The sequence below is a fragment of the Streptomyces sp. NPDC035033 genome, assembly GCF_040636735.1.
Taxonomy (GTDB): domain Bacteria; phylum Actinomycetota; class Actinomycetes; order Streptomycetales; family Streptomycetaceae; genus Streptomyces.
Window position 1 is genome coordinate 46,518 of record NZ_JBEZUZ010000025.1, and the last position, 23,039, is coordinate 69,556.

A 23,039-nucleotide genomic window follows, 5' to 3' on the forward strand; every position below is an offset into this window, starting at 1 on the left:
CATGAGTACGCGTACTCATGTCGGCCGGAGCACCGGCTGACAGGCTGCACGCCATGACGAGTAGCCGAGGAGCACTGACGGCCCTGCACCTCTTCCTGGTCTGGGCAGCGATGACGGCCGCCGTTCCGGCACTCGCTTTCGGACTGGTGGCAAGCGGGTGGGGCGGCGGTGTCGGCGCCATGGTGCCGGTCGCCGCGTTAGGCGTGCCGTTGGCGGTCGGACTGTTGGCAACGGCGGCCATACCGGTGCGGACCGTGGTGCCACTGTGCGGCACCACGGCGCAAAGGCTGGGCTGGGCGGTGCTCGTCTTCGTCCTCGGCACGCTCGGCGTACTGGCCGGCCTGGCCGCCTACCTGAAGGGCGTCGACCTGGGGAGCGACGGCACGCGGCTCGTCCTGACGGGAGTGCCGTACGCCGTGGCCGCGGCGTTCTTCGTACCGCACCGGTGGGCGCGGCTGGGGGCATCGGCCGTCCTGGCTGCCGGGGTGGTCTACGGAGCTCTCGTCGGCCCGGCGCAGGCACAGCAACGCCAGAACGAGGCGGAGGTCGCACGGTACCGGCAGAACCCGGAGGTGCTGTACCTGGGCGACGCACCGCCGGGAATGGAGGTCTCCCGTGCCAGGGTCGGCCCGGCCGGCTTCGGCGTCGACTACCGCTCCCTCAGAGCGGGGTACGACTTGGGGTACGTGGGCCTCACGGTCCGCCCGGCGCTCACGCCGACGCCTCGCTGCCCGGAACCCGGGGAAGAGACCGTGACCTGCACCGTGGACGCGCACGGCGAGATGACCCAGATCCGTGCCTTCCCCGGCGGCCGCGGCGTCACCCTCACCCGCCGCCACCGAAACGCGGAGGTCTCGGTCACCAGCGAGACCCTGCCCGAACCCGGGCTACGCCGCCTCCTGGACACTCTCCACCCGCTGTCCGACACAGAGCTGGAGCAGCTGATGCGGGACAAAAAGATCGATCATGGAACGTGACCCCACCCCAGCCCTCCTGCCCTCCCCCCTGCTACCTACCCCTCAGGCGCCGAAGCCGCGCGCCCAGTACGCCGGGGACGGTGGTCTTCAAAACCCGGTTTTGAAGACCACCGTCCCACCCTCTCCCACCCGTCTCCCCCTGAGCACGGACAGCCGCTGCCCGCCCCCCCCTGCCCCTGCCCCTGACCGCCGCTCACCACGACAAACGCGGCTATGTCTTCCCCGGCACCGCCACCACGGCAACCGTCACCACCTGGCTCCGAACACGAACTCCTACGCGACCCAGCAGTAGACGCCCTGCCCATGGCGCCGGGCGCTGCTGACGAGGCCGGCCAGATCCCCCAGGATCGCCTCGGCGATCTCCGTGTCGACGACCTCGCCGTCCTCCGCGCGCAGCTGAGCCCACGCGACGGCGACGTCCCGCAACCTGGAGGGCCCCGCGTCCGCGAGGGCAGTGGACAGCCGAGGCGAGAGCGCGAAGACGAGGCACCCGTCGTTGTCCTGGCCGGCGACGATACGAGGCTCACCGGCCTCGACGAGCTCCTCGAAGCGGTCACCGGCCAGAAGGCACTCCCACTCGATCACCGCTTCCTCGGGATCGAAGTTGCCGTAGGGGAGCGACTCGCATGCCCGGCCCGGCCCGGTCCGAAGCGCCAGACCCGCTGACGTGTCGTCCGGCGCCACGAAGAACTTCACGACGATGCTCACGCGGGCATCATGCCCGACAGCCCAGCACCATGATCGATCGGACAAGTCCCAGCCGGCACGCCCCGGCCGACAGCCCCACGACCGCCCCCCTCGGAGCAGCCCCACCCTTCTCCCAGCACCGCAGACGCAGAGCCGTAGGTTCAAAACCGGGTTTTGAACCGGCCCGCGAAAGCGGAGCACGCACCCACCCCACCCTCCACCCTCAGTCCTCGGCCTGGACGTCGGCAAGGGCGAACACCACGCCACCGCCGTCACACCGGCCGGCAAGAAGGCGTTCGACAAGCACCTGCCCCACACCGAGCCCAAGCTTCGCGAGTTGTTCGCGAAACTGAAGGCCAAGCACGGGACGGTGCTGGTCGTGGTCAACCAGCCGGCCTCGATCGGTGCCCTGCCGCTGGCCGTCGCGAAGGACATGGGCTGCCCGGTCGCCTACCTGCCGGGCCTGTCGATGCGGCGGATCGCCGACCTCTACCCGGGCGAGGCCAAGACGGACGCGAAGGACGCATTCCTCATCGCCGACGCCGCCCGGGCGATGCCGCACACGTTGCGGGCGATCGACGGCGAGGACGAGGCGATCGCCGAGCTGGAGATGATCGTCGGCTTCGACGACGACCTCGCCGAGGAAGCGACCAGGATCGCCAACCGGCTGCACGGCCTGCTGACCCAGATCCATCCGTCGCTGGCACGGGTGCCGGGGCCGCGGTTGCAGCACCCGGCCGTCCTCACGCTGCTGGAACGGTTCGGCTCCCCGGCCCAGATCCGCAAGGCCGGCAGGCGGCGGCTGATCACCCTGCTGCGGCCGAAGGCCCCGAGGATGGCCGAGCGTCTGGTCGAGGACATCCTCGCCGCGCTGGACGAGCAGACCGTCACGGTCCCTGGCACCGAGGCGGCCGCGTTGATCGTCCCGAGCCTCGCCGCCTCACTGACGGCCGCGCTCGACCAGCGGAAACTGCTGGCCGGGCGGATCGAGGAACTCCTGGAGGCCCACCCTCTTTCGAAAGTCCTGACCTCGGTGCCGGGCGTCGGCGTCAGGACCGGAGCCCGGATCCTGATCGAGGTCGGCGACGGCACCACCTTCCCGACCGCCGGCCACCTCACCGCCTACGCCGGACTCGCCCCCGCGACTTGGAGCTCGGGCTCCTCGATCCGCGGCGAACAGCCCTCCCGGCGAGGCAACAAGCAGCTCAAACGGGCCTTCTTCCTCTCCGCCTTCGCCGCCCTTGGCGACCCGGCATCCCGGGCCCACTACGACAGAAAGATCGCCCAGGGCAAGCACCACACCCAGGCCCTGCTCTGCCTCGCCCGACGACAGGCCGACGTCCTGCTCGCGATGCTCCGTGACGGAACCTTCTACGAGTCCCGGCCTACCGCAGTGGCATGAGATCGCTCACGAGTCGCGCTGCATGGACGTCGAGAGGGGCGACTCGCAGTCGAAATCGAAGGTCTCTACGGCGGCGTCAGCGGGGAAGTCCGGGTGGTCGTGCCAGATTCCGGCCAAGGCGACCAGCAGGTTCCACGAGGCGGTTGCATGCAGCTCCGTCTCCCCTGAGTGCTCAGCTGGAGAGTTTCGGTGGAAGATCACCGCCGCGATCTGTTTGTTCGCGGCCAGGCGCAGGGCTGCGGCCGTGCGGCGGGCTTCGCCTTGAAGCGGAGCGGTTTCGGGGATGCGTGCCGACACGAAGCTGGCCAGCCGTGCGACCTGGTCCTCAGTGATCCGTTCCACTCATACCCCCTGCAGCTAGCAACCCTATTCACCTGCGACGGCGCCAACTATCGCACCGGGCTGACACCGCCATGGGCGACGAGAGGCCCAGCCAGCTTGACCAAAGAGATAGGGGCACCCCCCGCCCGCCCCCAGTCCCGCCCCCCTCAAAACCGGGTTTTGAAACTGCCCCATCGGCGACAGAACACCACCCCGACCCCCACCACCTCAAAACCCGGTTTTGAAACCACCGCGTGGATGTACCTACCAACAGGGGGTTACGTGACATCCTGTCCGGGTCCGCTAGTACCGGCCGACCCGGCCGGGAAGCATACGGAGCATCAGGAGTACCACCCATGGCACGGATTACCGCGCTCATCAACCGCAAGGGTGGAGTCGGCAAGTCGACTCTCACCGTGAACACCGCGGCCATCACCGCCCACGTCCTGGGCGCAGCCCCCGAAGGCGACCCCCACTACGTCGCCGCCGTCTCCGCCGACCCCCAGGGTTCGACCACCTGGTGGTCGGAGCGGGTCGGGCACGAGCTGCCCTTCTCCTTCGAGCAGATCAACTCCAAGGACGACCTGGAGCTCTTCTCCGCTCTGAAGAAGTCCCGCAAGATCAAGCACGCCTTCATCGACACCCCGGGCTGGATGGACCTCCCGGAGGACGAGAAGGAGGAGGCCGGCGACCCGTTCGGCAAGAGCACGGCCGCCGACGCCATGCGCGCGGTGCTGGCCAACGCCGACGACATCATCGTCCCGATCGAGCCCGAGCCGCTCGGCTTCATGCCGACCCGCGACACCATCGAGGAAGTGGTGAAGCCGCTCGGCATCCCGTACCTCGTGGTCGTCAACAACTGGGACCCCCGTGACGGCGAGGCCGACCTCGACCAGACGAAGGACTTCATCCGGGCCCAGGGCTGGAACCTGGCCAACACGGTCGTCCGCCACTACAAGGTCCACACCCGGGCCGCCCTCGAAGGCACGGTCGTCACGCAGTACAAGAAGAACCGCGTCGCCATGGAAGCCCGCGAGGACTTCTACCAGCTCGCCCTCGAGCTCGGCGCCGGCAAGAAGGGCGCGCGCTGATGGCGGCGAAGAAGCCCTGGGCGGATCTGCTCGACGGTCCGGGCAAGCCCGGCAGCAAGCGCGCCTCGGCCGCCGCCGAGCCCGCCAAGCCGGACCTCCCGCCGACGACCGTGTACATGCACACCCTCATCGGGAACCCGGACAACCCCCGCACGGAGACCGACTACACCGACGAGGACTCCGACTTCCGGGAGCTCAAGGAGTCGATGCGGTCCGTCGGCCAGCTGCAGCCGGCCGTCGCCCTCTCCCGTGAGGCGTACCTCCGTCTCAAGCCCGAGTACGGCAAGCGCATCGGCGACGCCGAGTGGATCGTCATCCTCGGCAACCGGCGCTTCCACGCGGCGAAGCAGCTCGGCTGGACGAAGTTCGAGATCCGGGTGCGCGACCGCCTCGGCAACGAGGACGACGACAGGGTCGACGAGGCCGTCGTCATCGAGAACATCCACCGCAAGAACATCCCGCCCTCCAAGGAGGCCGAGTTCCTGCAGCGGATGGTCGAGCGCCACGGCTCCCAGGAGAAGGTCGCGGAGCGCATCGGCAAGTCGCAGATGTACGTCTCCAACCGCCTGGCCCTGCTCAACCTCGCGCCCGAGCTCCGGGACGTCGTCGACACCAAGCAGATCAAGGTGAAGACGGCGGAGAAGATCGCCAAGATCCAGGACCCCGAGGAGCAGCGGACCGCGGCCGCCGAGGAACTCCGCAAGGCCCAGGAGCCGAAGCCCCCGCGCAAGCGCCCGACCCCTCCGGCCCCGATCCCCACCCCGACTCCGGCCCCGGTTCAAAACCCGGTTTTGAACTCGGCCGTGAACTCGGGCGCGAATCCGCCCGCCGAACCGGCACCGACCGGTGGGGGAGTGGCCACCACCCAGGCCCCCGAAACACCCGGCCCGACCCCCGTCGTCCCGGAACCCCGTTTCACGGCCCCCGCCACATCCGCCACACCCTCCGCACCCGCCACGCCCGAAACGACCCCCGAGGTCCCCTGGCACGACGGTGCGGCCGTGATGACCCTCGCCTTCGACAAGCTGGACGCCGTCCAGCGGAGCGCGTTCATCCTGAGCTACTTCCGCCGCAGCCGCGGAGTCGAAGCCGTCATCACCGACATGCGAGGCGACCTCGCCCCGCAGGACCGCGCCTCCCTGGCGTCCATCCTCCAGGAAGTCGCCACCGGCCTCCTCCGGGACGCCTAGCACCACCCACCACGGTGCCCCTGTTCTCCGCTCCGGAGAACAGGGGCACCGCCCTTTCCCCACACCCCGCCTCCCCTCGAAAACCGAACGACACCCCACACCCCCACGACCCGACCGGGGGAGAGGCCGCACCCCACCACACCAGCCGCAGCCCCGTGAACCACTCCCCGCGGACCCAGTGCCCCCCTGGACAGCCCGCTCACCGGGCCGAGCCCGCGGTAGTCCGGCAAACCCATCACCGCACTGCGACGCAAGGACACGGACCCGGTGCGTATGGGTCGGTCGTAGAGCCTGCCGTTGAAGGCCCTGCTGTTGCTGCTCGCTGCGCACCGGCGCGCGACCCTCACCCCGCACCAGTAAGCGCCGTCGTCCAGAGGGTCGAGGTCCGCGCCCGACTGGATCGTTGATCACCTCGGGCCGTCGCTCGCGCTCCAGACCCGCAAGCGGTTCCACAAGGACACCGTGCTGATCGTGGGACGGGACTCTGGTCCCACCGACGACCACACCGTCACCGAGCAGTCGAAGAACCACCCGTACTCCACCAGCCACCAAGTCGTCATCGACGCCGACACCCGACTCGTCGTCGCCGTCGGCTGGCTGGCTGGCTGGCTGGCTGGCTGGCTGGCAACGACACCCTCAAAAGTCAGCTCGGCCTGGAGGACCACGACGGCCAAACCTTCGAGAGCGTCACCCTCCGGATGGCCCGGCGAATCCTGGCCCTGGCGGCGGGGATGCGGCACAACGACAAGATCGGCGCACCGGACACCTGGTCACCTGGTCGCCTACGACCATTGAGCGCGGCAACCAACGGCCACTCAGCGGGCCGGCATGCCTCCGTGTGGGCTGTTGACCACCAGAGGAAGAGATCCTTCGGCAAGGTAGAAGTGCCCGGGAAAGTAGTCGACGTGGAGGTGACCGCCGTCCTCGGCGGAAGCCATGCCGCGCAGATTGTCCGCGAACACCGCCCTGCTGGCGGAGTCACCGCTGATCACAAGGATCTGCCGCTCGGGGTCAAGCCGGATGAGGACCCCCTGGCCGGAAGTTCCCGCGACCTCGATCCCCGTCAGGGCGTTACCGCCCGGCGAAGCCGTGGAGTTGAACCACCCCTCACCGGCAGCGACCGCGCCTGCCAAGCGGCTCAGCTCCTCTGCCGACGCCGTGAGATCCACTTCGCCATACACGGGGTCGCGGACGAGTCTCACGCGGTCAGCACTCCTTCAAGAACGGACCCCCATGATGCCGGCCAGTTGCCGGATGCGATCTGGTACTCGGGATCTACTCGTCCAGGACCTGTCCGGGCGATCATGGCACGATTCCCCTCACCGCACGGGGTCCGGCAGGTCGACCTGCTCGTGGTCGAGGCGGACGGCATCGCCGGACCAGCACTGTCGCTGTCCGTCGAAGCCACTCCGGACGACTACTGGGCGAAGGTCGCGTTCGACTCGGCTTCGACTCGGCGGGTCAGGAAGCCTTGGAGTCGATCACCATTGGGGCGCGGACCGTCACGCTGACCGGCCCTTCCGGCCGGTGAGGCTGCTGGGGCCAACGAGACCCGGAGGTCACCGTCGTCCGAGGCTTCCTGGACGAGGCCGCGCGGCACGAGCGGCATGTCCGGTACGGGCCGTGCCGCGACGCGACCAGCGCGCTGACGTCCTAGCTGCCGCAGGTTTTCGCAACCGCGCATCCCCGGCACCTACGCCGCCGAGCTGGCCACCGACCCCGGCCGAGCTGCTGCGAGGCCTCGGCCCCTCGGGGAGCTGCCTGATGGGCGCAGTACTCGAGTGTCTCGACGGCTGGGGACTCGCCTTCGACCCTGCGGACATGAACGCCGCACAACAGCACCTCAACGGGAACCACTGGAACGGCCGGCTCGCCGGCGACTGCCCGGCCTGGCTCACCCGCGGCAGCCGCAGCAGCCGCAGCAAGGTGCTCAGCGCGGAGCACGCGAAGAGCATGGGGGAACGACGCCTCCCGCCCCCAGCTCACCGAGCTCCCCGCCGGACACACCCTCCACGAGACCGTCCTGGTGGAGTTCGTCGCAGCCGTCGTCAGCTTCCTCGGCTCACTGTGAACCGACGCAGACGAAAGCCCAACCAGTTCCAGTGGGGGAGTGGATCCAGGGGCTGCCTCTTTGACCGGACTTTAAGGACGCCACTCCTCGCGGTAATCCGGGTGCTCCGCATAGGACTGCGCGAGTACGCGGAGCGTGTAGGCGAGGCCGGCGAAGCGAGGGTCTGTGGGGTCCATGGCCTCGCAGTCCCGCGCGAGCATGTCGATCAGGTCGAGCATGGGCAGGTGACTGTCGAGGACGGCCTCGCCACCGAAGCGATGGGCCACCTCGGCGTAGGCATGGTTGTCCGCCTCGTACCGGGCGTGAATGAACTTCAGAAGGTCGTCCATAGGGTGATCCTCGCGTGCTGATGCCATAGACGGAAGCCTTCCTCTTCTCGGTCAGCGCCTTGTCCGGATGAGGATGCTCGCGAGATGCGGTGAGGCGAAGCACCAAGGCCTGTGCACCGCTGTCGCCGGCGTCGTCGGCTGCCGCCAGGGGCACAACGAGGATCCGTTCGCAGGCGCCGTCCACGGCCACCTGAGCAGCCGTCTGTGAGCGGCCTGGAACGAGCCGAGCTCGTCGGGCAGGTCTCCGCCAGAGCGAGCAGGTGCGGTACTTCCACGCGATGGCCTCCAGGGTTCGGCGGTGGTCGGCCCACCGTCGGCCACGGGTTGGATCGGCGGGCCTCAGCGGCTCGTTCCGGTCCCACATCGCATCATCGATCACTAGCCGGACGAATACGTCCGACCAACTGACCAGTTGATCGAAAAGGCGCGCTCTGGTCGTTGATGCCGGTCGATTCTGTCCACGGACGGCAATGAGCCGACCCCATCGTCCGAACCGTGTCAGTGGGCTTCACTGCCTGCCCAACCCGACCGATCCGACCGATCCGAACAGTGACGCTGTCCAGCCCTGTCCATCGTCAAGCTTCCCTGTCGAGGCTCGTCGGACCATGTGCCGAAGGTGAATCTTGGGCTGTGGGTGATCGCAGTTCCTGGGTCGGGGAGATCTCGGGGGAGGCGCTGCGCGTAGTGCTGGCGATGGGTTGGGCCGGGTCAGCCCGTCAGGCGGGCGAGGGCCAGGGCGTGCGCGCGGTCGAGGGAGTCAGCGGCAGCGCAGGGGGTGTCCGGCTGCACACCGGTGCCTTCCCAGTTCGTGCCGGAGACGGGGTTGACGGCGCGGCCGACGGGAACGGTGACTTCCAGGTGGGGGTGCACCGTCCAGCCCTGGCACGGATGCGCGCCGCCCCGGGTGCGCTCGCCGACGACTTCGGCTCGGCCGAGCTGCTGGAGGTCGTACGCCAGCTCCTCGGCGGCGGAGAAGGTGCCGGCGCTGGTCAACACGTACAGCGGCTTGTCGCCGCCGAAGCGTGCGCCGGGCACGTGCGGCAGGCTCCAGGACTGCTCGGCGCGGTCGCGGTCGCGCCAGTGCATGGTGTTGAGGTGGGTGCGCTCGTCGAGCAGGTAGCTGCAGACGAAGGCGACCGTGTCCGGGTCGCCGCCCCGGTTGGCGCGAAGGTCGACGATCAGCGCCCGGGCGCGGGAGGCCAGGGTGAGTGCGGCGCCCAGGGGTTCGGCGGCCCATTCCAGCGGGAACAGCATCGGTGCCAGTTCCACCACGGCGACCCCTCCGTCGAGCAACTGCACGCGGGGCGCACCGCCCAGCGAGGTGTCGAAGTCCCGGCGCATGGCGTCCAAGGTGGCCGCCCCCTTCTTCTGGGACACCGGGTCGGCGTGGTGCTTCAGCCTCAGGTGCCGGTCGCCGTTGACGGACTGCAGGTCCGCGGTCACCAGCCGGGCGAGCTCCTCGGCGCCGCCGACGGCGTAGGCCCCCTCGGCGAGGCGTCGTCGCAGGAGGCCGGCGACCTGCTCGGCTATCTCGGGGAAGACGTAGCGCTCGGTCAGCAGCCGGGCCGTCTCGTCGATGACAGGAGCCGGTGCGAGCGTGGTCGAAGTCGTCATGGCAGGGAGTAGAGCACCGCCCTCGCGAGAGCATCAAACGCTTTGGACACTTTCGGCATGCGTGCTCAGCCTCCCTGGCCGCCCTCTCCCAAGGACGTCTTGGAGATCGGGACGCCCGAGCGGTTCGCGGCGCTCGCCCACCCGTCGCATCAGCTGCGCCACCTGCGTCTCAGCCCCGCGAAGGCCAGAGCACTCAGGGGGCCCTCGCCGAACCGGTCGCCGAACCGGTCGCCGAAGCCGAAGCCGAAACCGGGGCCGAAGAGGGGGGCAGAGGACCAGCCCCTGCACGGTGTGCTGGTGGTGCCGTACGACGTCGAGATCACCCGCACCTCACCCAGGACGGACGCCGCCTCGCCCTCGCGGGGGAGGGTTCTCGAAGCTCAGGTGCGCATGCCTCCAGCGATGACCACGTGCCCCGCGCCATCCGCACTCGACCGGCAGAAACAGGGCGAGCGTCGCCTGATGCAGCACTACGGCCTGTCTTCAGAACCCCTCGCGGGGGTGCGTGCGCCGCCGAGGAAGGCCGTGAGCCCGGTGTCGAAGTCCATGGCGGACGGGACGAACAGGACGGTCCGGTCCGGTGCGACGTACACCTTGCCGCCGCCACGTCCGACCTGTACGACGCACACGCCCCTGCCGTCCGCCAGCTCGATGACGTTCACCCCCGCACCCGGTACGAGGCCGAGGAACGCCTTGCCGGTCTCGGCCAGTTGTTCCGTACCGGGCCTCGGCGCCCGGGGCGGAGGAGGCAGGTCGGTCACGGGTGCCCTCAGCTCCCGGGGCTTGCAGCCGCACCCGCCGAGTGGCCGGGCGCGTGAGCTCGTCGCCCCCTGCTCGGGGAAGCACGCCTCCTCGTTGCTGTGCACGTGGATCTGCCCCAGGCAGGGCGGGCCGCCGAGTGCCGGCTGCCCGCACACGACCTCACGCCGGCAGTGCACACACCGCATGACTTCTCCTCGTCCCTCTGCCGCTTCCACGCCCGCCCCTCAGCTCGCCTCGATGCCGCGGGCCGCGAAGGTCTCCCACTTGCCCGGAGCGACCAGCACGCCGTCGTCCACGGCGGTGACGCGCTTCAGGTTCGGCAGCAGCGCGAGGTCTTCCAGGGAACGGATGTCGAAGAGGTCGTCCTCGCCGCCCCAGGCCGGGGCGCAGTGCCGGTAGATCTCCTGGCCGGCGTCGAAGCAGAGCGTCTCGATCCCGGCCAGGAGCTCGTCGCCGATCGCCAGTTCCTGGAAGAAGGTGCGCGACTCGTCGAGGACCTCGTCATCGACGTCGTTCTCCAGCACGTACACCGCGGGTATGTCGATGCCCCGCTCCCGCATGCGGGCATCGAGATCGAAGACGGGCGTGAGGAGACCTTGCCGGTACATGAGCACGTCGATCACGACAAGCTTGAAGTTGAAGTCCTTGAACGCGGTCATGCGGCAGATCTATCACGCGGCTCCGACATCGCCGGCGCCTGCCGTCCAGGAGGCCGGGAAGCCGGGCGGCAGACAGGCAGACAGACAGCCAGCCAGCCAGGCGGCAGTTGATCGACGAGGCACGGTTCCGGGTTCGTACCGGCATCCCGTGGCGGACCCCTCCGCCGGGTACTTGCCGTAGGGCCGGGCGTCGGGCCTCGGGCGTTCGCGCGGCGGTCGGCCACCGCAGTTCGACCCGCAGGGCCCCAAGGCTCGGTACGCGGTCGAGTGCGGCGTCTAGCGCCTCATAAGGAACCGGGCCGGGGTCACGCGATACGGCAAAGGCAAACTCGCGGTCCGCCACGAGGCGACCGGCCTCGTCGCGGCCGTCAACAGGTGGCTGTGGTCAGCTCAGTTGGCACAGCGTCGGCAAGGAGCCCGCGAGCACGGGCCGCGTTCACGCCCCGGCTGTGGCGAGGAGGATCTGCGCCAGTTCGCGTGGCCGGGAGAACATCGGCCAGTGGCCGGTGTCCATCTCGACCAGCCGCCAGCGCTCGCTGGTCAGCAGCTCGGCCACGTCGTCGCTCGGCTCGGGGTCGCCGAGCGTGCACTTGACGTAAGTCACCGGGAGGTCTCCCAGCGGCTTTTCCAGCACGGCGGGTTCGGTCAGCGTGGCACCCGGGTGCGGTGTCGAACCGCCCACGATCCGCGCGATCTGCTCATCGGTGAGGCCGTGACCCTCGAAGTGGGCCGCGGGCGCGACCGGCCAGAATCCTCCGTTCTCGGCGATCGATGCCCTCACCGTCGTCCCGCCGTCCGGCCAGGCGGACGCGAACGATTCACCGTCGGCCGGAACACTGGAGTCGAGGAAGACCACATGCGCCAGCCGGTCACCGATCCGTCCGGCGGCCTGACCGCTCGGGATGCCCGCGTAGCTGTGCCCCACCAGGACCACCTCACGCAGGTTCTGGCGCTCGACCTCATCGAGGACGTCCTGGACGTGGGTCTGCTGTCCGGCCGGCACGCCCTGCTTCTCAGCGAGACCGGACAACGTCAACGGGTGTACGCCATGGCCGGCCGCACGCAGATGCGGCACCACGTCGTCCCACGCCCACGATCCGAGGCGCGCACCTGCGATGAGCACAAAGTTCGCCATGGCCGCACCGTAGTGGAGCGATCCGACGACCGCTCCGGAAATATTTTCGATATGCATGCTTCAGTGCGTGAGTGGGTCGAGAGAGCGCGACCCGAGGGCTGCCGGTCAGAGGGGGTCGAGGAGCATCAGGACCTCGTCCCGGGTGTCGTCGGGCGCGAAGCGCAGGGCGCCGGGCCAGCGGCCGACCTCGCGCCAGCCGAGGCGGCCGTAGAAGTCCTCCAGCCCTTCCCGCCCCCGGGCCATGAGGCGAAGCTGCTCAAGCCCCAGCTCCTCGCGGGCGACCGTCCGCAACTCCCGCATGAGAGCGGAACCGACGCCCCGGCCCCGGAAGGCAGGGTGGGTCTGGAGGTGGTGGACCGTTGCCCAGTGTGCGACGAGCCGAAAGGGGTCTCTCCTGAGGACGACCCATCCGGCGAGCTTTTCGCCGAACCTGGCGACCACGAGACGGTTGCTCGCCGGATCCAGACGGCCGAGGAGCTCGTCCACGACCGGCACGACGTCGTCGTCATGGACCGGAGGGAAGGGGAACCCCGCGGCGCCGCCCGCGTTCGTGACGGCGATCCAGCAGTCGACGAGCTGACGCCTCAGCTCGGGAGCGACCTCGTGCGTCCCGGTGATCTGGGTGAGCATGGGCACGATCTTCTGCGTCATGCCCAGGAGCATCCCAGGCGGCACTGACATCGGACACGGTCCGAGCTGCGGGCCGGCGGCCCGGCGGCCAGTCCGTCGCAGGTCTCCACCGTGAACCCGTGAACCCACGAACCCACGAACGTGCGGTACCGCCCCGGCACCCCCACCCGCCCGACGCGGCGCGAGTCTCCAGCGGGGGAGGGGAGGGGAAGCGGGACGACCCCGAAGAACCCCACCACCCCCACCCAAGACTTGACGATCTTCGCCCACTCCCCGGACGGACCACCCCACCCCCCGGACGGTCCCCACCCCCCACCCTTCAGTCGCTGCCCCAGTAGCTCCTCAGTCGCTCAGTCGCTGCCCCCCTTCAGCGACTGAGCGACCAGCGACTGAAGCCAGCGACCGAGCAGTGTCTCAGTCGCTGAGGGAAAACCGCAGGTCAGAGCCCTGAGGCAGTGAGGGGCAGCGACTGAAGCGACTCAACCTCTATATATCAGCCAGTTCTCTTGCGCGTGTGTGCGTGATAAGTAGGGAATCTCAGTCGCTTCAGTCGCTGTTTGGTTGGTGATCATGCTGCTGACCTGCGGTTTTGATCAGCGACTGAAGACAGCGACTGAGAGCGACTCAGTCGCTGTCCCCGTCGCTCAGTCGCTGGACCGTTTTTCGGGCCCTTCCAGCCGCCTCAGCCACCGCGACGCGCCCGCCACCGAAGTGGCACGCCCGAACGGATGTTTTCGCTAGGCTGTCTCCGTTGTTGAGTCGCTTCAGTCGCTATTGGGGGAACCAGATGCCTGCTGACCTGCGGGTTTCCTCCAGCGACCCAACAGTCGCTGCGTCCGCGCCGAGTCGCCGGACACCCACCACGGCCCCGACGCCCTCCACCCCTCAGCCCCAGTCCCACATCGACGCCCACGTCACCCCCGCCCCCACCCCCCGGACCCCCGACCCCCTCACCCTCGCCCGCTGGTGCGCCAGCCACGGTTGGCCCGTCCACCCCCTGGCCCCGGGCAAGAAGACCCCGGCCGCGAACTGCGCCGCCTGCCGGGAGCCCGGGCACGACCCCCGTACCTGCGTCTGCCGGGCCGAGGGTCGCTGGTGCCACGGGTTCCACGCCGCCACGCTCGACAGCAGCCGCATCCAGCAGTGGTGGGGTCCCCGGCCGCAGATGGGCGTCGCCGTGGCCTGCGGGCCGGCGAACCTCGTCGTCATCGACATCGACGCCCACCCCACCGCGCCCCCGGACAGGAACCGCCTCCTCCCCGGCATCGAGATCGCCGAGGACATCGACGTCTCCGCGATGACCACGGGCTTCCACACGCTGGCCGTCCTCGCGGCCCTCCGGGGCGAGAGCAGCCCCGCCGACGACACCACCACCCTGCGGGTCCGCACGCCCTCCGGCGGCCTGCACGTCTGGTACCGGACCACCGACGCCCGCCGCTGGCAGTGCTCCTCCGGCTCCGGGAAGAACCGGGCGCTCGCCTGGCAGGTCGACGTCCGCGCCGACGGCGGCTACATCATCGCGCCGGGGACCGTCACGGAGAGCGGCGCGTACGTCCCGGTGGGTTCCGTACGCACCCCGGCTCCGCTGCCCGCCTGGCTGGCCCAGGAGCTCCAGCGCACCCACCACCTGCCCGCGGCCCACGTCCCCGCCCCCAGGCCCGTCCCGGGCCGCGCGGGCCAGGCAGTGGCGGCCGCCCGGCACGGCGGCAACCCCGTCCTGGCGGTCCTCACCACGGTCCTCGCCGAGGTCGCGGACTGCGCAGGGGTGACCGAGGGCGCCGGGTTCTCGGAGAAGCTCAACCGGGCCGCCTACACCCTCGGAGGGCTCGTCGCCGGCGGACACCTCACCGCCCAGGACGCCCAGGACTCCCTCATGGAGACCGCCCGTTACGCCCGCCCCGGCCAGGAGCGCCGGGCCGAGGCCATCGTCCGCAGTGGCATGACCGCAGGCGCCCGACGCCCCTTGAACCCCGGGAGCCGCTCGTGACCAGCCCCACCGGCGGCGAGCCGAACATGCTCTTCGACTTCGACCCCCACGACCTGGCGGCCCAGATCATCGCCAGGTCCACCCCCGTCCTCCCGCCCCAGCAGGCCGGCGAGACGCAGGCGCCCGCCCCGCAGGGCGGCGCGACGGCCCACGGGCTGATCCCCGACTCCCTCACCGACCGGGGCAACGCCAAGCTGTTCGTCAGGCTGTACCAGGCCGACTTCCGGCACGTCCCCGGCCTCGGCTGGTACCGCTGGGACACCACCCGCTGGCAGGTCGACGAGGACGACTCCGTCCTGTGGGCCGCCGGAGAGATCGGCGAGCACCTCGCCACCACCGACCCGTCCGGCGAGCACGCCCCCGAGGCCCTCCGCAAGCACCGCCGCCGCGCCCTCAGCACCACGGGCATCAACGCGCTGCTCACCCAGGCCAAATCCGCCCCCGGCATGGTCCTGAAGGCCGAGCACCTGGACGCCGACCCGTACGCGCTGTGCACCCCCGCGGGCATCGTCGACCTCTACACCGGCCTCGTCCGCAAGCCCGACCCGAACAAGGACTTCCACTCCCGCTCGACCACCGTCGGCCCCGCCGCCATGCCGATCCCCAGGTTCCTGCGCTTCCTGGAGGACACCTTCGGCGACGACGCCGAGGGCGCCGAGATGATCTCGTTCCTGCAGCTGCTGCTCGGGTACTCCATCACCGGCGACGTCGGCGGCCAGGTGATGCCGTTCCTGTTCGGCGCGGGCAAGAACGGCAAGTCCGTCCTCCTCGACGTGTCGATGAAGCTCCTCGGCGACTACGCCGACGCCGCCCCGCCCGGCTTCCTCATGGCCCGCCTGTACGAGGGCCACCCCACCGACCTCGCCGAGCTCCACGGCCGCCGCGTCGTCGTCTGCTCCGAGGTCAAGCCCGGCGACAAGTTCGACGAGGCCCGCGTCAAGCACCTCACCGGCGGCGACCGCATCAAGGCCCGCCGCATGCGGCAGGACTTCTTCTCCTTCAACCCCACCCACAAGCTCTGGCTGCTGGGCAACCACCGCCCCGAGGTCGGCACCGGCGGCTTCGCCTTCTGGCGCCGCATGCGGCTGATCCCCTTCGAGCGGACCGTCTCCGACGACCGGCGCATCGACAACCTCGCCGACATCCTCGTCGCCGAGGAGGGCCCCGGCATCCTGAACTGGCTCATCGACGGCGCCCGCCGCTACCTCGGCGGCGACAAGGACCTCACGGGCCCCGGCAAGGTCCGCATCGCCACCACCGCCTACGCCGAGACCGAGGACCACACGGGCCGCTTCTTCGACGAGGCCTGCGTGCAGGGACCTGACTGCCGCACGGAGCAAAAGACCCTCTATGACGCTTATCGTGTCTGGTGCAACAGCGAAGGCTGCATCGCCATGAACAGCCGGACCTTTGCCGCCCGGGCCCGCGAGCTCCTCGGGCTGTCCTCCCCGAAAGAGATGATCCTGTCGAATTCGAGGAAGTACTACCCTGGTATCGGACTGCTCGCCCAGGAGGAGGCGTCATGAGTTCCCTGATCAGCGAGAACGATCTCAAGCACGAGACCGAGCTGGTCTGGCTCGAGGACATCTCCCGCCTCGACTACGTCCGCCAGAGCCTGGACCGCCTGCCCACCCGGGCCGGCAAACCCGCCTACCACCGCGACGGCCGCATGATCGGCTACGCGGTCCTCGGCACCGACGCCAAGGCCTCCCGCGCCTCCGGCACCTTCCGCCGCCGCGTCTTCTGGCTCCTCCCGCACGACCGCGACACCGAGCCGGACGGCCTCTACGCCGGCTCCGCCCCCGCCGAGGCCATCGACCCCGAGACCCTCCAGCCCAAGGTCAAGGGCCGCAAGACCGAGCGGAGCGAAGGCGGTCCCCCCTCCAACGCCATGCGCGAACTCGGCATAAGCCTCCCCCTCTGACCCTCCCCTCCGATCCTCCGGCCCGGCCCCCGGCCCCGCCGGAAACCAGCGACCGGAGCGACCGAAGCGACTCAAGCGACCGGGTTTCCGACATACCCGAACCGTGGGGGAGGGGGCGGCGGGGAAGGAACGCGGCAGCGCGCCGACCGGCGCGAGCGAGCCCCGGCCGGCCGCCCGCATCACCGGCCGCCCGCATCATCCGGGGCCCAGGGGCCCAGGCCGGATCCGCACCACGAGGACACCGGACTCCTCACCCTTCACCCCTCACTCCTGCCCTTCGAGGAGACTCCTCCCCTCCGAGGAGCCGTCCGGGAGGAGCCGTCCGGGAGGAGCCGTCCGGCTGGACAGGCCGGTCCGGAACCGTGAGGCTGTAGCGGACCTTCGCCTTGGACCCCGCGCCGAGGCGGTCGTAGAAGCGGATGGCCCCTTCGTTCCAGACAGGCGTCTGCCACTGGACCTCGGTGAGGCCGAGGGCGCGCGCCTCGGCCGTCACGGCGTCCACGAGCAGCGCGCCGAGGCCGGAACCCCGGCTGCCGGAGCTCAGGAAGAGGCAGTCCATGTGGAGGTACTCGCGGCCCTCCCAGGTCGACAGTTCGGGCGCGCACGTGGCGTAACCGACGACTTCCCCGCCGGGCAGCTCCGCCACCAGGCAGCGCAGCCGTGGCGCCGGGGTGCCGAAGAGCAGCGCTCCGAGCCGCTGCGCGAGGTCGGGGACGGGCGGCGCGGCCCGTTCGTAGGCGGCGTGCTCGGTGGCCAGTTCGGCGATCCGCGGCAGATCGCCGGGGCGCGCGTGCCGTACGCGCGGAGCGCCGCTCACCGTACGGCTCCCGTCAGGACGTCCGCGCGCCAGGTGCCCGGCGACCTCCCGCGTGCTCACCGGCCGTGCGACGTGCTCGTGATGCCCCTCGGCCGGGGAGAGCGGTGCTTCCGTGTCCACCGCCGCCGGCAGTTCCTCATGATCACTCATTCGCCCATCATGCAGTGCGCGTCCGTGTCACGTTTCCGGCGGCTGTTCCGTCGTATTGCCGGGAACAGCGTCCGGTACGAGCGGAGGAGAGGGCCATGCCCGGCACAGGTACGAACGGCAGCGGCGTCAGTGACAACGGCGGCGGTAGTGACAAGGGCGTCGGTAGCGACAAGGGTGGCGGTAGCGACAACGGCGGCGCGGCGCTCGAAGGCGTCGCGCTGCTCGAACGCTTCCACGCCGCGGTGAACAGCGGCGACCCGCGGCTCGCCATGAAGGCCATCGACGAGTTCGTCGCCCCCGATGTGGACTTCCGCCCGCCGGTGCCGATGGGCGAAGCCGGGGCGCGGGCCCTGAAGCGGGTGTGGGAGACGCTCCTGACGGCCTTCCCCGACATCCGCGTCACGGTCGAGGAGACGGTCGCGGAGGGCGACCGGATCGTCTCGCGGAACACGGTCACCGGAACCCACCTGGGGGACTACCGGGGCTTGGCGCCCACCGGAAGGACCGTCGAGTACGGCGAGATCTTCATCTTCCGCGTCGCCGACGGCCGGATCACCGAGATCAGGGGCGTCGTCGACGTCCTCGCGCAGCTGCGCCAGCTCGGCGTGGCGCCGTCCTAGGGATTCGCACACCTCGAATCCGTACCGCAGCTCACCGGGGCCGGTGGAGAAGGAGAGGGAGCACCGGCCCCCCACCGGCCCCCAACGGCCCCCCACCGGCCCCCCCACCGGCCCCCCCACCGGCCCCCCCACCGGCCCCGGCGTCCGCCCGTCCGTCCGCCCATCCGTCCGTCCCCTCACACCCCCAGAGGCGCCGGAGCCCTGCGGCGGTACCGGCCGGGCGCGATGCCGTGCTGGCGGGAGAAGGCGCGCGAGAAGGCGAACTCCGAGGTGTAGCCCACGGCCTGGGCGATGTCGCCGACCCGCTCGTCCGTATCGCGCAGCATGCGCGCGGCCCGGTCGATCCGCAGCCGGGCGAGGTACGCGAGCGGGCTGCTGCCCACCAGTTCCTTGAACTGCCGGGCGAACGCCGGACGGGACATCGTCACCGCGCGGGCCAGCCCCTCCACCGTCCAGGGCCGCTGCGGCTCGTCGTGCATGAGCGAGAGCGCGGTTCCGATACGGGGGTCGCGCAGGGCCGTCAGCCAGGACGGCCCTGCTTCCCCCGCGCCTTCCCCGCCACGTACTCCTTCTCCGCCCCGCCCGTTCCCGTCCGCCTCCAGCCGCTCCAGCCAGGCGCGGATCACCTGTACGAACAGCACGTCGGTCAGCCGGGTCGCCAGGGCCTGCGCCCCGGGCCGCTTGGCGGCGGTCTCGGCGGCGATCAGACGGACGGTGCCCTGGAGTTCGGCGTCGGCGCTCAGCCCCGGGATGTGGATGAGTTCGGGCAGGGCGGCCAGGACCGGGTGCTGCCCGGCCTCCCCCTCGTACGTGAACTTGCCGCAGACGATCCGTACCACCGGCCCGTCGCCGCCCAGGTCGACCACCCCGCCACGCCCCGGCGGGTGCGCGGCCTCCAGGTCGGCGTACCGTACGGCCGCCGCGTCGGGCGCGCCCAGCAGTTCGTGCCGGGCGCCCCGGGGGAGCAGGACGACGTCCCCCGGCACCAGGCGCAGCGGGGGACGGCCGTCCGTCCGCAGCCAGCAGACGCCTTCGGCGACGAGGTGGAAGCCGGCCGTGGGCAACGGGTCGATGCCGCAGCCCCAGTCGGGGCGACTGGAACGCAACTGGGCCAGCAACACCCCACTGAAGCGGGTCGTGGCCAGGATGTCGGCGAGCACGTCCATGCCGCTCACTCTAGCCAGACCCCACCCATCTCATCGGTCGGGGAGACGATCGGACAATTTTCTTAGCGTTCCTGTCATGGAACGTATCTGTCCTCCCTTCCTAGGGTGGAGATCGCGAGAGGCCGCAAGGGGGCGCGAGCGGCTGACAGGCAACCACGGCAAGCCGATCGCCCCCGACAGGCTCCGAAGCGCCTGGAACACCCAGGACGCGCAGGACAGCCGGAACGCCTAGAACACCCAGAGCGCCCAGAGCGCCCAGAGCGCCCAGAGCGCCCAGAGCGCCCAGAGCACCTAGAGCATCCGGAACATCCGACAAGAAGAAGAAAGGCGCGCCATGAAGCTAGGCATCGCCATGTTCCCCGCGGACTTCGCGATCCGCCCCGACGAACTGGCCCGGGCGGTGGAGGAACGAGGTTTCGAATCGCTCTTCCTGCCGGAGCACACGCACCTCCCCGCAGGCGAACGCACCCGCCAGGAAATCGGCCGGCTGCCCCCGCACTTCTCGCACACCCACGACCTCTTCGTCGCCCTCTCCTACGCGGCCGCGGCCACCACCGACCTCAAGGTCGCCACCGGCATCTGTCTGGTCCCGCAGCGCGACCCGCTCACCACCGCGAAGGCCGTGGCCTCGCTCGACGCCCTCTCCGGCGGTCGCGTCCTGTTCGGCGTCGGCGCCGGCTGGATCCCCGAGGAGCTGGAGAACCACGGCACCGAACCGGGCAGCCGCTGGGCCGTGCTGGCCGAACGCGTGAAGGCCATGCGGGAGATCTGGACCCGAGAGGTCGCCGAGTTCCACGGCGAGCACGTCGACTTCGGTCCCGTCTGGTCCTGGCCGAAACCGCGGCAGGCTCCGCACCCGCCGGTCCTGGTCGGCGGCTCGGGCGCCCACGTCACCCGCCGCGTCCTCGACTTCGGCGACGAGTGGATGCCGCACGCCGGCATGCCGCTGGACGAACTGTCCGCCCGGATCGCCGAACTGCGGCAGGCGGGCCGCGCGGCGGGCCGCGCCCGCGTCCCCGTGACCGTCTTCGGCGCCGAACCCGACACGGCCGGCCTGGAAGCCCTGCGCGCCCTCGGCGTCGACCGCGTGGTCCTCTACGCGCCGCCGGCCGACGCGGCCGAGGTCAAGGACTTCCTGGACTCGGTGGCCCCTTTGGTCACCCGCTTCCAGAACTGACGCACCCCAACCGGAACTCCACCCCAACCGGAACTCCACCCCAACCGGAACTCCACCCCAACCGGAACTCCACCCCAACCGGAACTCCACCCCAACCGGAAACCCCACCCCGGCCTCCCCCTTCTCCCTTCCCCTCCCACGATTCCCGAGGAGTCCCCATGAGCAAGGTCTGGTTCGTCACCGGTTCCTCCCGAGGCTTCGGCCGCCGTTACGTCGAGGCCGCCCTGGAACGCGGGGACGAGGTCGCCGCCACGGCCCGAGACGAGACGACCCTCGCGGACCTCTCCGCCACCTACGGCGACGCGGTCCTCCCGCTCCGTCTCGACGTCACCGACAGGGCCGCCGTCCTCGCCGCCGTCGAGTGCGCCCACGCGCACTTCGGCCGTCTCGACGTGATCGTCAACAACGCGGGTCACGGTCTGTTCGGCGCCGTCGAGGAACTGACCGAGCAGGCCCTCCGCGACCAGCTGGAGGTCAACCTGTTCGGCACCCTGTGGGTGACCCAGGCCGCCCTCCCGTACCTGCGCGAGCAGGGCAGCGGCCACATCGTGCAGATCTCCTCCACCGGCGGCGTCGCCTCCTGGCCGCTCGTCGGCGGCTACCACGCCTCGAAGTGGGCCCTGGAGGGCCTGAGCGAGTCCCTCGCCCAGGAGGTCGCCGGCCTCGGCATCAGGACCACCATCGTCGAGCCCGGCGCCTACGCCACCGACTGGGGCGGATCCTCCGCCGTACAGTCCGAGCCGATCCCCGCCTACGACGACGTCCGCGAGGCCCTCGGCGCCTTCATGGCGACGCTGGACTTCGGCGACCCGGCCGCCGCCGGCCGCGCCCTCCTGGAAGTCGTCGACTCCGACGACCCCCCGCTGCGCGTCTTCTTCGGCACCCAGGGCAACGAGATGCTGCCCGCCCTCTACGCCGACCGCCTCAAGACCTGGGCCGACTGGCAGGACCTGTCCGTCCGCGCCCAGGGCTGAACCCCCGCCGTCGCTCCACGACCGGCGATGCGGCACCCGGTGCAATGGCGGCACCACGGCGAGCTGATCCGGGCACGGTCGCCTTCCGTGGTCCGATGCGCGAACCGCCGATGTCATTGGGCCCGCGTACCTTTTCGGTGGACCGCCCGCCCGGTCGGGTGGCGGGGGAGGGGTGAGTCATGGAGTGGATCGGGGACGCCCGGCTGGCGGCCGGGCCGGAGGCCGCCCGGTACCTGGAGGCGGTGTTCACGCCCGGGGAGCGGCTGGGGACGGTGTACGACGACCCGACGACGCCTGTCGTGGTCACGGGGGTCGAAGAGGTGGCCGTCATCCGCATACCCAGCGGCCGTCTTGTCGTGGACGCGCCGTGGCATGACGACGAGGCATGGGAGTACGAGCGAGGACTGCCGACGAGGCCCCCACGGGAGCTGGCGGTGCGGATTCCCCCGGGCGCCTACCGGGTGGAGATCGCGTGGACGGCGGGGCCGTACGAATTCTTCGGGGAGCACTTCGACGGCGTCGAGTGCGCCGCGACCCGCTTGCGCGTCAGTGACGACCCCGTGGTCGGGTGGGAGATGGGTCCGGCCATCGGCGACGACATCGACCGGCTTCAGCCGGGCGAGCGGATCCGCTTCTCCTCCGACGCCAATGTGGGCTGCTTCGCCGACGCGGGCGCGTGGACGGCCCTGGCCGCGCCGTTCCGCACGTATGTGGACGGCGGGCCGGTGCCGCGCGACTCCGAGCGGCTGCCCGGCTGGTGCGAGCGGGTGAGCGACGAGTCGCAGCAAGCCGATCTGGTCACGTTCACGGCAGAGTCGGGCGGCGTCGTCTGGCTGGGCCGCACCAAGACCGGCGACGTGGCCGTGATCGTCGTCACCAGCGGCATGCCCGGGGCGAAAGCCTGACGCGGCGCCACCAGTGTCACCGGGTCCACCGGGTCCACCGGGCCCACCGGCGCCACCGGCGTTATCGGCCGCCGGGCTCCCTCAGGCTCTTGAAGACGTGGTCAGGTGAGGTGAGGCGAGAAGCGTCCCCGGTCGTTCGTCGTGACCTCGGACAGGGCTTCCAGCGAGTGGGGCCGGACGCTCGGCGACGAGGTCCTGGCCACCGCCGTCCCCTGTCAGACGGGTCGCATCACCTGGGCCAGACCCTCCGGGGTGTCCTTCACCTCAGGCGGCGGCCGGTGCTCGGTCCGGCGGTCGGTCGGACGTCCTGTCAGGGCCGGGTCAGACGGCCCACGCCGGAGACGATCTCGTGACCACGACACAGGCCGGTCCGGGCCCGGCCGGTCCAGGCCCGGTCAGGCCGCGAACGCGCGCTGCCGGCTGAGGACACGCATCCGTACGCGACCGGGGA

The 23,039-nt window shown here is 70.5% G+C and carries 21 protein-coding genes and 4 pseudogenes; 13 read left to right on the top strand and 12 right to left on the bottom strand.

The genetic code is table 11. From position 1 onward, the window contains the following. Positions 1-17: 17 nt before the first annotated feature. A complete protein-coding gene (locus AB0E83_RS13345) occupies positions 18-977 on the top strand; it encodes a hypothetical protein (protein ID WP_362109771.1) in 960 nt (319 codons plus the stop codon). A gap of 273 nt (positions 978-1,250) precedes the next feature. Here the strand turns inward: AB0E83_RS13345 and AB0E83_RS13350 are convergent, their stop codons facing one another. After that, positions 1,251-1,685: a hypothetical protein gene (locus tag AB0E83_RS13350; RefSeq protein ID WP_362109773.1), complete on the bottom strand. Its 435-nt coding sequence runs from the start codon at positions 1,683-1,685 to the stop codon at positions 1,251-1,253. 214 nt (positions 1,686-1,899) lie between these two features. Between AB0E83_RS13350 and AB0E83_RS13355 the strand changes: the two genes are divergently transcribed. Continuing rightward, positions 1,900-3,066 carry an IS110 family transposase gene (locus AB0E83_RS13355; protein WP_362109827.1) on the top strand — a complete coding sequence of 389 codons (1,167 nt, stop codon included), beginning with the start codon at positions 1,900-1,902 and terminating at the stop codon, positions 3,064-3,066. Between the two features lie 6 nt (positions 3,067-3,072). Here AB0E83_RS13355 and AB0E83_RS13360 read toward each other — a convergent pair whose 3' ends face one another. Further along, on the bottom strand, positions 3,073-3,408 hold the full coding sequence (locus AB0E83_RS13360) for a hypothetical protein (RefSeq protein WP_277744096.1): 336 nt from the start codon (positions 3,406-3,408) through the stop codon (positions 3,073-3,075). Between the two features lie 335 nt (positions 3,409-3,743). Between AB0E83_RS13360 and AB0E83_RS13365 the strand changes: the two genes are divergently transcribed. From AB0E83_RS13365 to AB0E83_RS13380, 4 genes and pseudogenes are all read left to right on the top strand, one after another. Beyond that, positions 3,744-4,478, top strand: a complete 735-nt coding sequence (locus AB0E83_RS13365; protein WP_362109775.1) for a ParA family protein — start codon at positions 3,744-3,746, stop codon at positions 4,476-4,478. Then, positions 4,478-5,668 (top strand): ParB/RepB/Spo0J family partition protein, encoded by a 1,191-nt coding sequence (locus tag AB0E83_RS13370; protein ID WP_362109777.1) that lies wholly within the window; start codon positions 4,478-4,480, stop codon positions 5,666-5,668. Before AB0E83_RS13365 ends, AB0E83_RS13370 begins: the two co-directional genes overlap by 1 nt. A 186-nt stretch (positions 5,669-5,854) precedes the next feature. Beyond that, positions 5,855-6,262 (top strand): annotated as a pseudogene (locus AB0E83_RS13375) (IS5/IS1182 family transposase); the annotation flags it as partial. Between the two features lie 35 nt (positions 6,263-6,297). Next, positions 6,298-6,463 (top strand): annotated as a pseudogene (locus tag AB0E83_RS13380) (IS982 family transposase); the annotation flags it as partial. Between the two features lie 20 nt (positions 6,464-6,483). Here the strand turns inward: AB0E83_RS13380 and AB0E83_RS13385 are convergent. From AB0E83_RS13385 to AB0E83_RS13420, 8 genes and pseudogenes are all read right to left on the bottom strand, one after another. Then, positions 6,484-6,870, bottom strand: coding sequence for a hypothetical protein (locus tag AB0E83_RS13385; RefSeq protein ID WP_362109779.1), 387 nt, complete (start codon positions 6,868-6,870; stop codon positions 6,484-6,486). A gap of 940 nt (positions 6,871-7,810) precedes the next feature. Then, positions 7,811-8,068, bottom strand: a complete 258-nt coding sequence (locus AB0E83_RS13390) for a DUF6221 family protein (protein ID WP_362109781.1) — start codon at positions 8,066-8,068, stop codon at positions 7,811-7,813. 175 nt (positions 8,069-8,243) lie between these two features. Further along, positions 8,244-8,432: pseudogene (locus tag AB0E83_RS13395) on the bottom strand (transposase); the annotation flags it as partial. Positions 8,433-8,776: 344 nt separating this feature from the next. Then, the gene (locus tag AB0E83_RS13400; RefSeq protein WP_362109783.1) at positions 8,777-9,682 is read right to left on the bottom strand and encodes a S41 family peptidase; all 906 of its coding nucleotides are present in this window, start codon (positions 9,680-9,682) and stop codon (positions 8,777-8,779) included. A 470-nt stretch (positions 9,683-10,152) separates the two neighbouring features. Beyond that, positions 10,153-10,629 carry a hypothetical protein gene (locus AB0E83_RS13405; RefSeq protein ID WP_362109785.1) on the bottom strand — a complete coding sequence of 159 codons (477 nt, stop codon included), beginning with the start codon at positions 10,627-10,629 and terminating at the stop codon, positions 10,153-10,155. A 39-nt stretch (positions 10,630-10,668) separates the two neighbouring features. Next, positions 10,669-11,103: a hypothetical protein gene (locus AB0E83_RS13410; RefSeq protein WP_362109787.1), complete on the bottom strand. Its 435-nt coding sequence runs from the start codon at positions 11,101-11,103 to the stop codon at positions 10,669-10,671. Positions 11,104-11,539: 436 nt separating this feature from the next. Continuing rightward, on the bottom strand, positions 11,540-12,238 hold the full coding sequence (locus tag AB0E83_RS13415; RefSeq protein WP_362109829.1) for an alpha/beta hydrolase: 699 nt from the start codon (positions 12,236-12,238) through the stop codon (positions 11,540-11,542). Positions 12,239-12,343: 105 nt separating this feature from the next. Beyond that, positions 12,344-12,889 carry a GNAT family N-acetyltransferase gene (locus AB0E83_RS13420; protein WP_362109789.1) on the bottom strand — a complete coding sequence of 182 codons (546 nt, stop codon included), beginning with the start codon at positions 12,887-12,889 and terminating at the stop codon, positions 12,344-12,346. Positions 12,890-13,655: 766 nt separating this feature from the next. Here AB0E83_RS13420 and AB0E83_RS13425 point away from each other — a divergent pair. From AB0E83_RS13425 to AB0E83_RS13435, 3 genes are read left to right on the top strand one after another with little or no spacing between them, the layout of a single operon-like run. Beyond that, positions 13,656-14,855, top strand: a complete 1,200-nt coding sequence (locus AB0E83_RS13425) for a bifunctional DNA primase/polymerase (protein WP_362109791.1) — start codon at positions 13,656-13,658, stop codon at positions 14,853-14,855. Between the two features lie 26 nt (positions 14,856-14,881). Then, a complete protein-coding gene (locus AB0E83_RS13430; protein ID WP_362109831.1) occupies positions 14,882-16,381 on the top strand; it encodes a phage/plasmid primase, P4 family in 1,500 nt (499 codons plus the stop codon). Then, a complete protein-coding gene (locus AB0E83_RS13435) occupies positions 16,378-16,779 on the top strand; it encodes a DUF6009 family protein (RefSeq protein WP_362109793.1) in 402 nt (133 codons plus the stop codon). The genes AB0E83_RS13430 and AB0E83_RS13435 overlap by 4 nt, the downstream gene beginning before the upstream one ends. Positions 16,780-17,143: 364 nt before the next feature. Here AB0E83_RS13435 and AB0E83_RS13440 read toward each other — a convergent pair. Beyond that, positions 17,144-17,596 (bottom strand): annotated as a pseudogene (locus AB0E83_RS13440) (GNAT family N-acetyltransferase); the annotation flags it as partial. 245 nt (positions 17,597-17,841) lie between these two features. Between AB0E83_RS13440 and AB0E83_RS13445 the strand changes: the two are divergent. After that, positions 17,842-18,366, top strand: coding sequence for an ester cyclase (locus AB0E83_RS13445; RefSeq protein ID WP_362109795.1), 525 nt, complete (start codon positions 17,842-17,844; stop codon positions 18,364-18,366). Positions 18,367-18,542: 176 nt separating this feature from the next. Here the strand turns inward: AB0E83_RS13445 and AB0E83_RS13450 are convergent, their stop codons facing one another. Continuing rightward, positions 18,543-19,532, bottom strand: a complete 990-nt coding sequence (locus tag AB0E83_RS13450) for an AraC family transcriptional regulator (protein WP_362109797.1) — start codon at positions 19,530-19,532, stop codon at positions 18,543-18,545. 334 nt (positions 19,533-19,866) lie between these two features. Here AB0E83_RS13450 and AB0E83_RS13455 point away from each other — a divergent pair, with 334 nt between their 5' ends. From AB0E83_RS13455 to AB0E83_RS13465, 3 genes are all read left to right on the top strand, one after another. After that, on the top strand, positions 19,867-20,709 hold the full coding sequence (locus AB0E83_RS13455; protein ID WP_362109799.1) for an LLM class F420-dependent oxidoreductase: 843 nt from the start codon (positions 19,867-19,869) through the stop codon (positions 20,707-20,709). 158 nt (positions 20,710-20,867) lie between these two features. Then, entirely contained in the window at positions 20,868-21,683 is an 816-nt protein-coding gene (locus tag AB0E83_RS13460) for an SDR family NAD(P)-dependent oxidoreductase (RefSeq protein WP_362109801.1), read from the top strand. A 179-nt stretch (positions 21,684-21,862) separates the two neighbouring features. After that, positions 21,863-22,588: a DUF4241 domain-containing protein gene (locus tag AB0E83_RS13465; protein WP_362109803.1), complete on the top strand. Its 726-nt coding sequence runs from the start codon at positions 21,863-21,865 to the stop codon at positions 22,586-22,588. Positions 22,589-23,039: the final 451 nt, after the last annotated feature.